Below are 12,944 nucleotides of genomic sequence, written 5' to 3' on the forward strand. Positions count from 1 at the left end.
TTGCTCGCCCATCGTTGAAGTGTGGAACCGGATTATTCTGTTACAAACCATTCTGCTGGGTTGTTTTGACCAGAAACGTCGAACTCAATGCCGCCTACGCGTTCATTCAATGCAACGATTTCTTCTAGCTCAGCAATGTAAAGCATTGGTAGATCTTCGTTGACGATCTTCTGCCATTCGATGTAAAGTTCAGCACGTTTGTCTTGATCCGTACCAACGATTTCGATGTCTAGAGCGTCGTCAAGCAACTGATCTGCTTCTGGGTTGTTGTAACGTGGGTAGTTCCAAAGCTGATCCGCTTTCCATAGACCAGATGGATCTGGATCCGCTCCAGTACCCCATCCGCCGAAGAATGTTTCGATTGCCGGGTCATCTTTTTCAATCATGTCATAGTACAAGTTGACTTCAACCATTTCAAGTTCTGATTTAAGGCCTACAGCATCCCAGTATTGAGTGATCGCTTGTGCGCGTGACTCGAATGTTGGGTTACCAGTAGCGTAGTGAGAGAACTTAACAACTAGCTCGTCGCCGTTTGGATCTTCACGGTAGCCATCACCGTTTGTATCAACGTAACCAGCATCGTCAAGGATTTGCATTGCCATTTCAGGATCATACTCATACGTGTTCAATTCGCTGTCATCAGCAGAGTTCCAGTGAGAGCTCGGTACTGGAGCGTTTACTACGTTTGCATATCCGAAGAAGAATGCGTCAACCCACTCTTGGCGGTTAAGGGCATGCATCATCGCTTTACGAAGTTCTTTATCCTGATATTTTGGAAGTTCTTCAGTGATTGTTTGAGTAGCGTTATCGAATACACCCAACTTGAATCCTACATAGTAGTAAGAAAGGCCAGGGTAAGTAACGATTTCAACGTTTTCCAATGGCTCAACTTCCGGACCAGAAACTGGCTGAAGTGAGATCATATCAACGTCGCCATTTTGCAATGCACCAACAACAGAAGAGTTGTCGATTACGCGCAAGATGATTGAATCCAATTTAACGTCGCCATTCCAATAGTCTTCGTTTTTAACGAATTCTACAGACTCTCCAGGTACGATGTTTTCAACTTTGAATGGACCGATACCGACTGGAGTCGAACGTACCCATTCAGAAGCAGACATTTCAGCTACAGGTGTCTCACCCATTGCAGCTTCTGGAAGTGGGTAAACCCACAAGTTAGTCAAGTTGTTTACGCGTGGTTGGTCGAAAGTGATAGTGATTTCATAGTCGCTTACAACTTCAATACCAGAGATAGTATCAGCTTCGCCGTTACGGAAAGCTTCAGCACCTTCGATTGTTGAAACGTTTGTGTAACGAGGACCATCATAGTCCGGGCTAGCGATTGTTTCTAGAGCGAATACCCAGTCATTGACTGTCAATTCTTCGCCGTTATGCCACATTACGCCTTCTTCAAATGTGAAGTTGAAGACTTTGTTGTCTTCAGTTTCCCAAGAAGCCACGTTCGGGATTGGCTCAAGGTTCTCGTTGTAATCGATCAATGGCTCATCGAAAAGAGCGATGACTTCAGCATCAGTAGCAATGCCGTAGAAAGCAGAAGAGTATAGACCTTCTGGTGATGCGTCAAGTCCGTATACCAATGTGCCGCCTTCAGCAGGCTCAGCATCAGTAGCGTCGCCATCATCTGTTTGTTCAGTATCTTTGTCTGTGTCTTTCGGCTCATCATTTGTTGCTGAATCATCGTTGCCGCCACATGCCGCTAGGAATGCAGAAAGGACAAGAATCATCGCCATAAGCCAATATAGAGACTTCTTCTTCATGGTGTTCCCCCCAAAATTTTTTTTGTGATTTAGTACAGAACGCACGCAACGTGATGACCTGGCCGCACTTCTTTTAATGGAGGTTTCTTCTGCGAACAAACTTCCATTGCCATTGGGCAGCGCGTATGGAACGGGCAGCCTGTCGGCGGATTCTGCGGGCTCGGCACATCCCCTTGCAACACGATACGTTCTTTCCGGATTTCCGTATTTGGTTCGGGAATCGCGGAGATCAACGCTTGTGTGTAAGGATGCAGCGGCTCTCTGTATAAATCTTTATTTGAAGCAACCTCGACGAGATTACCCAAATACATGACACCGATCCGGTCACTCATGTGTTTCACGACGCTCAAATCATGCGCGATGAACAAATAAGTCAGATCAAACTCCTCCTGCAACTCTTTCAGCAGGTTCAAAACTTGTGACTGGACTGAAACATCCAGTGCCGATACCGGCTCATCAGCGATGATGAGCTTTGGATTCAACGCAAGGGCTCGTGCAATCCCGATACGTTGGCGCTGTCCTCCTGAGAATTCATGTGCATATTTATAATAAGCCTCTTCAGGCAGCCCAACCCGTGTCAATAATGCTTTGATCTCTTTTTCAAGTTCCTTCTTGTTCCGCTTCTCGTAGTTGAGGATCGGTTCGGCGATGATGTCCCCGACCATCTGCATCGGGTTAAGCGATGCATACGGATCTTGGAAGACCATCTGGAAGTCACGGCGTGCCTGCTGCAATTTCTTGCCGGACACTTTCGTGATGTCTTTGCCGTTAAAAAGGATTTTGCCATCAGTCGGTTTCGCTAGTCTAAGGATTGTACGTCCTGTCGTGGACTTGCCACACCCTGACTCACCAACGAGCCCTAAAGTTTCACCGCGTCGGATCGTGAAGGAAATATCATCGACCGCTTTGACGTGGCCTAGTACTCGTTTGAAGAAACCACCTGTCACTGGATAGTATGTTTTCAGGTTTTGGACATCCAGGAGAACTTCACGCTCTTCGAGGCTATCTATTCTTTCCTGGACGAAATCTCTAGTTGTCATTGAATCGTTGCCCCTTCTCTTTGTCTAGTTTCTCCTTCTGGCCAGCTTGAGTCATACAAGAGGCATGCTGTCTGATGATTTGATGCGACATCATTCAGCATAGGCGTGACAGTGAGACATTCCGGCATTGCTGCAGGACAGCGGTTCGCAAAACGGCATCCGACCTGCGGCATGTTGATGACAGAAGGAACAAGCCCTTCAATCGTCGCCAGCTTCTCGACATCCTCCGTCATTTTCGGGATCGCCTTCATAAGAAGATCTGTATATGGATGTTTCGGATTATTGAACAGTTCATCCACGCTCGCACGTTCGACGATTTTACCTGCGTACATAACGATGACCTCATCACAGATTTCAGCGACGACACCAAGGTCATGGGTAATCAAGATGATGGCCATGTCGTTCGATTCCTGGATGCCCTTCAACAGTTCCAGAATCTGTGCTTGGACAGTAACATCCAATGCTGTTGTCGGCTCATCCGCAATCAGAAGTTTCGGCTGACATGCGATCGCCATGGCAATCATGACACGCTGTCTCATTCCCCCTGATAGTTGGTGAGGGTATTCTTCCACGATTTTCTCTGCGCGTGGAATTCCGACACTTTTCAGGAGAGCGACCGATCGCAATCGCGCTTCTTTCTTAGAAATTTTCTCGTGGTTCAAGATTACTTCTTCGATCTGGTAACCGATCGTGAAGACCGGGTTCAAAGATGTCATCGGTTCTTGGAAGATCATCGAGATGTCTTTTCCGCGAATTTGGTTCATCTTCTTATCGGAGAATTCTGAAATATTTTCTCCCTCGAATGTAATTTCTCCTCCACGGATCTTTCCGATTCCTTGTGGCAGAAGTTGCATGATGGATAGGGACATTACACTTTTCCCGCAGCCGGACTCTCCCACTACCCCGACAATCTGCTTACGGTCTACATCAAAAGAAACACCTTCAACTGCATTATAGTAATCTCCATCGATCTTGAAACCCGTCTGAAGATTTTTCACTTGTAGAATGGGTGCCTTCTTTGCTGTGAAGTTATTAGCTGACATTCAAACACCTCTAGCTTTTTTCTATTTTTCTTTCTATTCTAACTAGGGTAAAGTTTATTACAGATTCATTTCAAACGCAATATGTTTTTTGTAAATTACAAAACCTATTTCCAATAAAAAACAACAAGTTTGCTGATAAATCCAATAATGACAAGGGTTTAATGACTTTGTGAACTAATTAAACTTCCCAAGAAATTTGACAGAAAATAAGACAAATAATAAAAAAGCGTCCCACTTATGAAGTGGAACGCTTTTTAACTAGGACCATTTTAACCTTCGAATTTCTTAAAGACGAGCGATGCGTTATGCCCACCGAAGCCTAAGGAATTGCTTAAGGCATAGGTAAGCTCTTTCTCTCTTGCTTCATTTGGCACATAGTCCAGATCACATTCTTCATCCGGCGTCCCGTAGTTCATCGTCGGAGGCAGGACGCTTTCCTTCAAGGCAAGTGCCGTGAAGATCGCTTCGATACCTCCAGCTGCACCAAGCAAGTGGCCCGTCATCGATTTCGTAGATGAAATGGCAAGGTCATATGCATGTTCTCCAAAGACGGATTTGACCGCCATTGTTTCATATAAGTCATTATATGGCGTCGAAGTCCCGTGCGCGTTAATATACCCGATTTCATCCGGCTGGATTGCACTGTCCTGAATCGCTTGCTCCATTGCACGTGCTGCCCCTTCGCCTCCTGGAGCTGGTGCCGTGATGTGGTGTGCATCGCCTGTAGCGCCGTAGCCTGTGATTTCGGCATAGATCTTCGCACCACGTGCAACCGCATGCTCATACTCCTCCAGGATGATAATGCCCGCTCCTTCACCGATTACGAAGCCATCACGGTTCTTGTCGAATGGACGGGATGCAGTTGTCGGATCGTCGTTCGTCGTCAATGCCGTATTCGCTGTGAAGCCAGCCACTGCAAGACGTGTGATCGGCGCTTCTGCACCGCCAGTGATCATTGCATCCGCGTCACCGCGCTGAATCACTTTGAATGCATCACCAATCGAGTTCGTGCCGGATGCACAAGCAGTCACGGAACATGAGTTGATTCCTTTTGCTCCGAAATGGATCGATACTTGACCGGATGCCATGTCCGGAATGATCATCGGAACGAAGAACGGAGAAATTCGGCGGACGCCTCTCGTATTGAGAACATCCATCTGATTTTCGATCGTTTCCATTCCACCGATACCGGATCCGATCCACACACCAGTGCGCGGCGCGTTCTTTTCATCGATAACAAGACCTGAATCTTTCATCGCCATAATTGATGCAGCAAGTGCGTAATGCGTGAAGCGGTCCATCTTACGCGCTTCCTTGCGCTCGATGTAATCCTCGATATTGAAATCTTTCACTTCCGCTGCTACTTTTGCCGGATATTGATCCGAATCCAAGCGTGTTAAAGGACCAACGCCAGATTTCCCGGCTTTGATTGCCTCCCATGTTTCTTCAATTGTATTTCCAAGAGGCGTGACGCCCCCGATTCCTGTAATTACAACACGCCGTTTTTCCATTTTCCCCTCATCCTTTCCTGTTAAGCTCATCATTTCCCCCAACGCATGGCGATAGCTCCCCAAGTGAGCCCTCCGCCGAAGCCGACCATCACGACAACATCATCTTCTTTGATCCGGCCTTCTTCCACGTCTTCCACAAGGGAAATCGGAATGGACGCTGCAGATGTATTGCCGTACTTATGAATCGTCTTGGACATCTTGTCAACTGGAAGCCCGAGACGTTCTCTCGAAGATTCCATGATCCGGATATTCGCTTGGTGCGGAATCAGGAAATCGATGTCTTCTTTTTCAAGTCCAGCCTTTTGGATGACGTTCTCTGCAGATTCACCCATTTGCCGGACAGCGAACTTAAATACTTCACGGCCGTTCATCACAAGATGCTTGTCCTGATACAGGTGTTTGCCTCCTGTACCGTCAGCGCCAAGTTCGAATGAAAGAATTCCACGGCCTTCCTGCACTTTCCCAACGATTGCAGCGCCTGCTCCATCTCCGAACAACACAGCCGTATTGCGGTCTTCCCAGTTGGTGATTTTCGAGAGCTTCTCTACTCCGACCACTAAGATATATTTATAAACATCCGACTCGATGAACTGTTTCGCTGTCACGAGTCCATACATGAACCCTGCACATGCAGCCGAAATATCCATCGCTGCTGCGTTAACTGCACCGATCTGCTGCTGGATGACACACGCCATCGAAGGAAACGGTTGATCCGGTGTCACCGTCGCGACTAAGATCAAGCCGATGTCCGCCGGATCGATTCCAGCATCCGCAATCGCCTTTTCTGCAGCTTTCTTCGCCATATGGGATGTATTCTCTTCGTCACTGGCGATGCGGCGTTCTTGAATGCCGGTCATCGTGCGAATCCATTCATCAGACGTATCCATCCGCTTCTCCAGATCGAAGTTCGTCAGTTTCTGTTCCGGCAACGATCGACCGATACCGATTATTCCTGCATTCATAAGATCCCTCTTTCCGAATTACCATCAATTATTAGTACCTGGTGATAATTATAAGCGATGAAAAATGATATTTCAACTTCGACAAATTTCTGCCATATTATTTTTTTCTTGAACATTGGTTCTTTCTGTCCTCCCATCAGTGTGCTATGATGAAAAGAGAAATTCATGTTGAGGTGAAAATCCATGCAATATATCGGAACGATTATTTGGTCATTCATTTTGATCACAATGGTTAACTATGTAGTAAGTGCTGTACAAAACGTAGATTTTGACTTCATGTTGGGTGTCTACATCTCATTGGCAGTGTCTGTCATGATCTTCATCATCGCAGCGTTGATTCCGGATGCACCGACTGCTGAAAAGCATTGATTAAAAAAGTACGGCCACTCCAATATTCATCACTGGAGTGGCCGTACTTTTTGCTTTCCCATGAAAAAATTCATCAACTGTTATTCAACCGACACTTGCAGCTGTCCTTGCTTCATTGACAGATGCAACACACTGTGTGGCGGAATTTCCCCTTTGATCATCTCGCGCGCAATTTTCGTTTCGATTTCACGCTGGATGAACCGTTTGAGCGGTCGCGCACCGAATACGGCATCCGTCCCGGCTTCCACGATATAGGAAATGACGTCCTCATCAGCCTCGAGTGTGATTTCCAGTCCAAGCATACGTTTCGCCAAGTCTCCGAGCAATTTCTTCGCAATGCCGTGGAAGTGCTTGTCGTTCAATGCATGGAAAATGACGATGTCATCGACCCGGTTCAATAGTTCTGGCTTGAAATGCTTACGCAGTTCGGCCATGACGACATCTTCCAGCTCATGATCGCCTGTATCCGCTCCGATAAACGATGAACCGATATTCGATGTCATGATGACGACTGTATTCGAGAAGTTGATGAGTCGCCCTTGGCTATCCGTAATACGTCCATCGTCCAAAATCTGGAGCAGGATGTTCGCAACGTCCGGATGTGCTTTTTCGATTTCATCCAACAGCACGACTGAGTAGGGATTGCGGCGTACCGCTTCCGTCAGTTGGCCGCCCTCTTCATAGCCGACGTAGCCTGGCGGCGCACCGACAAGCCGTGACACACTATGCTTTTCCATATACTCGGACATGTCGATGCGGATGAAGTGGTCTTCCGAATCGAACAGGTTAGCTGCGAGCGCTTTAGCGAGTTCCGTCTTCCCGACACCGGTCGGTCCAAGGAAGATGAATGAGCCGATCGGTTTCGCTTCGTCTTTGATGCCAGCCCGTGCACGCCATACCGCTTCCGTCACCAGCTCGACTGCGCGGTCCTGCCCGATGACCCGTTCTTTCAACGTGTCGTCCAGACGCAATAGCTTTTCCCGTTCGCCTTCGACAAGCTTGGTTACCGGGATGCCCGTCCAGCGTGCAACGATGCCTGCAATTTCTTCCTCTGTCACTTCTTCACGCAACAGCCTGCTTGCATCTTCCGCTTTCAACCCTTGTTCAAGTGCTGCCAACTCTTTTTCGAGCTGTGGGATCTCCCCGTGACGCAATACCGCTGCCGCATTCAAATCATATTTCGACTCCGCTTCTTCGAGCTTGCGGCGAAGTGTGTCCATTTGTTCCCGTTTTTTCTGGATGATCTGCAGTGATTCTTTCTCTGCCGCCCAGCGTTTCTTCATCTCTTCGGAACCTTCACGAATCGAAGCGATTTCTTCACGCAATGTCTCCAAGCGCATCTGGCTTGCCTGGTCTTTCTCTTTCTTCAGCGCCTGTTCTTCGATTTCCAACTGCATCAAACGTCTTGTCGCTTCATCCAGTTCTTGCGGCATCGAATCGATTTCAGTGCGGATCATCGCACACGCTTCGTCAATCAAGTCGATCGCCTTATCTGGCAGGAACCGCTCAGTGATATAACGATCCGACATGGTTGCTGCTGCGACAAGCGCTCGGTCGTGGATACGGACTGCGTGGTGCAGTTCGAAACGCTCCTTTAGTCCCCGAAGAATCGAAACTGTATCTTCAACGGATGGTTCCCGTACAAGCACTTGCTGGAAGCGTCGCTCTAACGCTGCGTCTTTCTCGATGTTCATGCGATACTCATCAAGTGTCGTTGCACCGATACAGAACAGCTCACCACGTGCTAGCATCGGCTTCAACATATTCCCGGCATCCATCGCACCTTCCGTCTTCCCTGCTCCGACAATGGTATGGATCTCATCGATGAACAAGATGATCTGTCCATCGCTGTCCTTTACTTGCTTCAAGACACTTTTCAGACGTTCTTCGAATTCTCCTCGGTATTTAGCTCCTGCAATCAGTGAACTCATATCCAATTCATAGATGATGCGATCCTTCAGACCTTCCGGCACATCGTTGCGGACGATGCGCTGAGCGAGTCCTTCGACGATGGCTGTTTTTCCGACGCCTGGCTCACCTATTAGAACCGGGTTGTTCTTTGTTTTGCGTGACAGGATGCGGATAACGTTGCGGATTTCTTGATCTCGCCCGATGACCGGGTCCATTTTGCCTTCTGCGACTTGTTCAATTAAGTTACGTCCGAATTGCTCAAGCGGCGTTTTTTCTTCTTCATTTTGAAATTGAACCATGTGACCACTCCTTTTTTGACCTTCTTTGACTAATTAAATTATACAATTTTATTAGAATTTCCGCAACAAATAGGATGTTGGATTGGAGGTGTTTTGTGCTAGAATAAACGGAGAAAAGGGGATCTGGTCGGGTGGTGACTGCGTAGACCACTGCGTTCTTATTTTGTTAATAGAATAGAAATGTAAGATTAGGTGCGCCTAAGCAATTAAGAAGTTATTCAGAAAGAAGTGAACCAGATGTCGACAGATGGTATGACGCTCGAACGGATTTTTACTGAAAATGGTACACTGGTGCATGTGAAGAAAGGAATGCAGCTCTACCAGGAAGGGGAAAGCGCGGATCAGGTGTTTTTCTTGAAACAAGGACAGATCCGCATTAGTAAGGAAACGAAGGATGGCAAGGAAATGACATTGCGTCTTTGTCAGCCCGAGAGTTTCACCGGTGAGACTTCCTTGTTCTGCAAGACATCGTATTACGCAGCCACTTCGACGGCCACGCATGATAGTATCGTGTACTGCTGTACAAGACTGCAGCTGGAAGAGATCTTGTCAGACGATGCGAAATTGCTGATGCAGTGGCTCCAGTTCGTACAGCTACAAAATCACCGGAGCCAAACGTTGTTCCGTGATTTGCTGTTGTATGGAAAGAAAGGCGCGTTATTTTCGACATTGATCCGCCTTTCCAATTCATATGGAGAGCCTGATGCCAATGGGGATCTCCGCTTTTCGAAGCCGTTGACCGATCAGGACCTTGCAAACTTTTGTGCCTCAAGTCGCGAAGTGATCAACCGAATGATGAGCGACTTGAAGAAGCGCGGTGTCTTGTCGAGTGATCACGGGCACATCACCATCCATGATCTCGCGTTTCTGAAAAACGAGATTGAGTGTGAAGGGTGTCCTGTCGAAGTATGCCGCATCGACTGAGGAAATGTGCTTTTCTTTCAGACGTAAAAAAACAGGTTGAGAAAAGAAATCTTTTCTCTACCTGTTTTCCATTTGTAAAGGAACCGAAGTCCTTCTATCGAGATACACTTATTGTAAAAGAGTTATCGAACACCTAGTGCCATTTTAGCGTAGCGGGACATATGGTCCTTGCTCCAAACTGGCTGCCAAACGATGTTTACTTCTGTTTCGTTCACTTCTGGCAAGTCTGCCAAAGCTTCCTTTGTCATTTGTACGATTTGAGGACCCATCGGACAACCCATGGATGTCAATGTCATCGTCACTGTTGCAACGCCTTCCTCGGACAAATCAACGTCATACACCAAGCCAAGGTTCACAATGTCGATTCCCAACTCAGGGTCGATTACTTGTTCCAACGCACCCATCATACTCTCGCGCATTTCTTGATCCATTCAGAATCCCTCCTTCTCTAGTATCTTCAGTTTAACAAATATCGGCATCGAATGAAACGGACATGCTTCATTCTGCAAGATGCTTCGTCAGCCAATCGACCGATGTCAGCATTCCTGCACGGCTTACGGCATGCGCCGCATCTTTATCATTCATGAATTCGATGCGCTCCGGTGTTTTCGCGTAATCCGCTTCCAGCTCTCGATAGAATCGATATGTCGGTTCGAACGGTACGGTCGGATCTTTTTGTCCGTGCCAGAAAAACACTGGGCGACCAGCCATTTTTTCCTTTTGCTGCGTCATATCGAAATAAGCGAGCGTAGCAAGCATCTTCTTGCGTTCTTCGTCATTGATCGGCAATTCGAATCCTTGCGCTTCGAATTGCGCCATTTGTGCAGAAGCAAGACCTACGAAGTTCGGTGCTCCCATCATGACAGCTGCTGTTTTGATCCAAGGATAAACAGTGAGCGCCCCCATGGTCGTAATGCCGCCCATCGACGTGCCTGCGACAGCGATTCGATCAGTCGCCAATTCCTTTTCCTTCATATAACTATGTAGGAATTTCAATTCTTCAATGTTCGTCAAGACGATTTCCCAGAAGCGCAAGCTCATCTGGATGACATCCAACTCTTCCGAACGTTCTCCGTGAAGATGCGCTTCAGGCAAGATCACGCGGATCCCTTTTTGCGTAAGATTGTACGCATAGTGCAAATTGTGCTCTTTCGCACTCGTAAATCCGTGGAAAAAGATGACCGTCGGTAAAGGATCTTCCTCTCCCTCGTTCGGCATGGCATGCAACACCGGAATACTTCCCCATTTCTCTTGTTTGACTAACATCTTCATCACTTCCTTCCCACCCATCGTATCAATATTTAAAGACGCCAGCAAACGAAGACCTTCTACAAAAACCAAATTTTTTTGACGAAATGCATTCCTTATCGATACACTATATATAATTGGAGAGGAGATAGTTTATGAAGCAGCATTTGATCGTCCTGGACTTGGACGGAACATTACTAACAGACCAAAAAGTAATATCAGATAAAACGAAACAAACACTCCAGCAAGCGATGTCGTCCGGGCACCAGGTCATGATTGCGACCGGACGACCGTACCGCGCCAGTATCCTTTATTACCAGCAGCTCGGATTGAACACTCCGATCGTCAATTTCAACGGTGCATTCGTCCATAACCCGGTGGATACATCTTGGGGACAGTTCCACACGCCGATCGACTTGAACGTCGTGCATGAAGTCGTCGAATCGATGCACTCGTTCAATTTCAACAACATCGTCGCAGAAGTGCTCGATGACGTGTACATCCACCATCACGATGAGAAGTTGCTTGATATCTTCACATTCGGCGAGCCAGCCGTCACGACAGGCGACTTGCGGAACTACTTGAAAGATGACCCGACTTCCCTTTTGATCCATGCACCTGTCGAGAAAGTCCCGCTCATCCATGATCACTTGTCATTCGTCCATGCGGAAGTGATCGACCACCGTCGTTGGGGCGCACCATGGCACGTCATCGAGATCGTCAAGAGCGGCTTGAGTAAGGCAGTCGGCATCGATCGTGTAAGCAAGTCTCTCGGAATCGACCGTCAGCACATCATCGCATTCGGTGATGAAGACAACGATTTGGAAATGATCGACTATGCAGGTGTCGGCGTCGCGATGGGAAATGCGATTTCGCCATTAAAAAACATTGCGGATGAAGTCACTTTATCGAATAATGAAGATGGAATCGCAGAACTTTTGATCGATCGTTTGAACTTAACAGTAACAACATAAAATTCTATTCATTGGAGGGAAAAAGATGAGACTATTCGCTGATAGTGCTTCTGATTTACCGAAGCAGTTTTTTGACGACAACAATGTAGCGCTCTTCCCGCTCCGCGTCCACATTGGTGACGAGGAGTATGAAGACATCCTGACGATCCATTCAAGCAAGATCTATGACGCCATCCGCTCAGGTGGACAGCCGAAGACTTCCCAAGTTTCGCCTGAAGATATGCAAAAGGCATTCCAACAATTGGCGAAGGATGGCGAAGAAGGCTTCTATGTCGCCTTTTCTTCAGAGCTGTCAGGTACATACTCGACCGCTGTCATGATCGCCAATCAAGTGCGGGAAGACTATCCGGATTTGAAATTGACCATCCTCGATTCGAAAGCCGCTTCACTCGGTTACGGCCTGCTCGTCAAACGTGCAGTCGAATTGCGAGATGCTGGTGAGCCGCTGGATGCGATCATCGCCAATGTCGAGAAATTGGCAGACAATCTACAGAGCATCTTTACTGTAGAAGACTTGGACTACATGGCAAAAGGCGGCCGCATCTCTAAAGGAAGCGCATTTGTTGGTGGACTCTTGAACATCAAGCCACTTCTGAATGTCGAGAATGGCAAGCTCGTGCCGATCGAAAAACTCCGTGGACGTAAGAAAGTATTGAAACGTATGATCGAATTGATGGAAGAACGCGGCAATGACCTCGACAAGCAGCACATCGCGATCAGTCACGCAGACGATCTCGATTTCGCAAACCAGTTGAAGGATGAAATCGAAAGCCGCTTCAAGCCGCAGTCCGTTGAAGTGCACATGGTTGGTTCAGTGATCGGTTCTCACACTGGCCCAGGCACGCTTGCATTATTCTTCTTCGAATCGTATGTATAATACACAAA

Annotated in this window: 12 protein-coding genes; 4 read left to right on the top strand and 8 right to left on the bottom strand. The window is 47.4% G+C overall.

The genetic code is table 11. From position 1 onward, the window contains the following. Positions 1–32: 32 nt before the first annotated feature. The 5 genes from opp4A to GIW82_RS05280 all read right to left on the bottom strand — a co-directional run bounded on the left by opp4A (position 33) and on the right by GIW82_RS05280 (position 6,334). On the bottom strand, positions 33–1,778 hold the full coding sequence (gene opp4A, locus GIW82_RS05260) for an oligopeptide ABC transporter substrate-binding protein (RefSeq protein ID WP_154748832.1): 1,746 nt from the start codon (positions 1,776–1,778) through the stop codon (positions 33–35). Between the two features lie 29 nt (positions 1,779–1,807). Next, positions 1,808–2,818: an ABC transporter ATP-binding protein gene (locus GIW82_RS05265; RefSeq protein WP_154748833.1), complete on the bottom strand. Its 1,011-nt coding sequence runs from the start codon at positions 2,816–2,818 to the stop codon at positions 1,808–1,810. Beyond that, the gene (locus tag GIW82_RS05270) at positions 2,815–3,861 is read right to left on the bottom strand and encodes an ABC transporter ATP-binding protein (protein ID WP_154748834.1); all 1,047 of its coding nucleotides are present in this window, start codon (positions 3,859–3,861) and stop codon (positions 2,815–2,817) included. Before GIW82_RS05270 ends, GIW82_RS05265 begins: the two co-directional genes overlap by 4 nt. 269 nt (positions 3,862–4,130) lie before the next feature. After that, a complete protein-coding gene (fabF, locus tag GIW82_RS05275; protein ID WP_154748835.1) occupies positions 4,131–5,372 on the bottom strand; it encodes a beta-ketoacyl-ACP synthase II in 1,242 nt (413 codons plus the stop codon). 29 nt (positions 5,373–5,401) lie between these two features. Then, positions 5,402–6,334, bottom strand: a complete 933-nt coding sequence (locus GIW82_RS05280) for a beta-ketoacyl-ACP synthase III (RefSeq protein ID WP_154748836.1) — start codon at positions 6,332–6,334, stop codon at positions 5,402–5,404. A gap of 183 nt (positions 6,335–6,517) precedes the next feature. On the opposite strand from GIW82_RS05280, the gene GIW82_RS05285 reads away from it, so the two are divergent. Further along, positions 6,518–6,703 carry a YjzD family protein gene (locus GIW82_RS05285; RefSeq protein WP_154748837.1) on the top strand — a complete coding sequence of 62 codons (186 nt, stop codon included), beginning with the start codon at positions 6,518–6,520 and terminating at the stop codon, positions 6,701–6,703. A gap of 80 nt (positions 6,704–6,783) precedes the next feature. On the opposite strand, the gene GIW82_RS05290 is transcribed toward GIW82_RS05285, so the two are convergent. Further along, entirely contained in the window at positions 6,784–8,913 is a 2,130-nt protein-coding gene (locus GIW82_RS05290) for an ATP-dependent Clp protease ATP-binding subunit (RefSeq protein WP_154748838.1), read from the bottom strand. Between the two features lie 237 nt (positions 8,914–9,150). Between GIW82_RS05290 and GIW82_RS05295 the strand changes: the two genes are divergently transcribed. Beyond that, positions 9,151–9,837: a Crp/Fnr family transcriptional regulator gene (locus tag GIW82_RS05295; RefSeq protein WP_154748839.1), complete on the top strand. Its 687-nt coding sequence runs from the start codon at positions 9,151–9,153 to the stop codon at positions 9,835–9,837. Between the two features lie 122 nt (positions 9,838–9,959). Here GIW82_RS05295 and GIW82_RS05300 read toward each other — a convergent pair whose 3' ends face one another. Both GIW82_RS05300 and GIW82_RS05305 read right to left on the bottom strand, forming a co-directional pair. Then, the gene (locus GIW82_RS05300; protein ID WP_154748840.1) at positions 9,960–10,268 is read right to left on the bottom strand and encodes a metal-sulfur cluster assembly factor; all 309 of its coding nucleotides are present in this window, start codon (positions 10,266–10,268) and stop codon (positions 9,960–9,962) included. A 67-nt stretch (positions 10,269–10,335) separates the two neighbouring features. Next, positions 10,336–11,154: a prolyl oligopeptidase family serine peptidase gene (locus GIW82_RS05305; RefSeq protein ID WP_370456011.1), complete on the bottom strand. Its 819-nt coding sequence runs from the start codon at positions 11,152–11,154 to the stop codon at positions 10,336–10,338. A gap of 86 nt (positions 11,155–11,240) precedes the next feature. Between GIW82_RS05305 and GIW82_RS05310 the strand changes: the two genes are divergently transcribed. Both GIW82_RS05310 and GIW82_RS05315 read left to right on the top strand, forming a co-directional pair. Further along, positions 11,241–12,059 carry a Cof-type HAD-IIB family hydrolase gene (locus tag GIW82_RS05310; RefSeq protein ID WP_154748841.1) on the top strand — a complete coding sequence of 273 codons (819 nt, stop codon included), beginning with the start codon at positions 11,241–11,243 and terminating at the stop codon, positions 12,057–12,059. Between the two features lie 25 nt (positions 12,060–12,084). Next, on the top strand, positions 12,085–12,936 hold the full coding sequence (locus GIW82_RS05315; protein WP_154748842.1) for a DegV family protein: 852 nt from the start codon (positions 12,085–12,087) through the stop codon (positions 12,934–12,936). Positions 12,937–12,944: the final 8 nt, after the last annotated feature.

The sequence above is a fragment of the Planomicrobium sp. YIM 101495 genome, from assembly GCF_009707665.1.
In the GTDB taxonomy this organism is placed as follows: domain Bacteria; phylum Bacillota; class Bacilli; order Bacillales_A; family Planococcaceae; genus Planococcus.

What these genes read in the sequence shown, in the direction of transcription:
- GIW82_RS05295 (WP_154748839.1), top strand. Translation starts at nt 9,151, where the DNA reads ATGTCGACAGATGGTATGACGCTCGAACGGATTTTTACTGAAAATGGT.
- opp4A (WP_154748832.1), bottom strand. Translation starts at nt 1,778, where the DNA reads ATGAAGAAGAAGTCTCTATATTGGCTTATGGCGATGATTCTTGTCCTT.
- GIW82_RS05280 (WP_154748836.1), bottom strand. Translation starts at nt 6,334, where the DNA reads ATGAATGCAGGAATAATCGGTATCGGTCGATCGTTGCCGGAACAGAAA.
- GIW82_RS05300 (WP_154748840.1), bottom strand. Translation starts at nt 10,268, where the DNA reads ATGGATCAAGAAATGCGCGAGAGTATGATGGGTGCGTTGGAACAAGTA.
- GIW82_RS05265 (WP_154748833.1), bottom strand. Translation starts at nt 2,818, where the DNA reads ATGACAACTAGAGATTTCGTCCAGGAAAGAATAGATAGCCTCGAAGAG.
- GIW82_RS05290 (WP_154748838.1), bottom strand. Translation starts at nt 8,913, where the DNA reads ATGGTTCAATTTCAAAATGAAGAAGAAAAAACGCCGCTTGAGCAATTC.
- GIW82_RS05270 (WP_154748834.1), bottom strand. Translation starts at nt 3,861, where the DNA reads ATGTCAGCTAATAACTTCACAGCAAAGAAGGCACCCATTCTACAAGTG.
- GIW82_RS05310 (WP_154748841.1), top strand. Translation starts at nt 11,241, where the DNA reads ATGAAGCAGCATTTGATCGTCCTGGACTTGGACGGAACATTACTAACA.
- GIW82_RS05285 (WP_154748837.1), top strand. Translation starts at nt 6,518, where the DNA reads ATGCAATATATCGGAACGATTATTTGGTCATTCATTTTGATCACAATG.
- fabF (WP_154748835.1), bottom strand. Translation starts at nt 5,372, where the DNA reads ATGGAAAAACGGCGTGTTGTAATTACAGGAATCGGGGGCGTCACGCCT.
- GIW82_RS05315 (WP_154748842.1), top strand. Translation starts at nt 12,085, where the DNA reads ATGAGACTATTCGCTGATAGTGCTTCTGATTTACCGAAGCAGTTTTTT.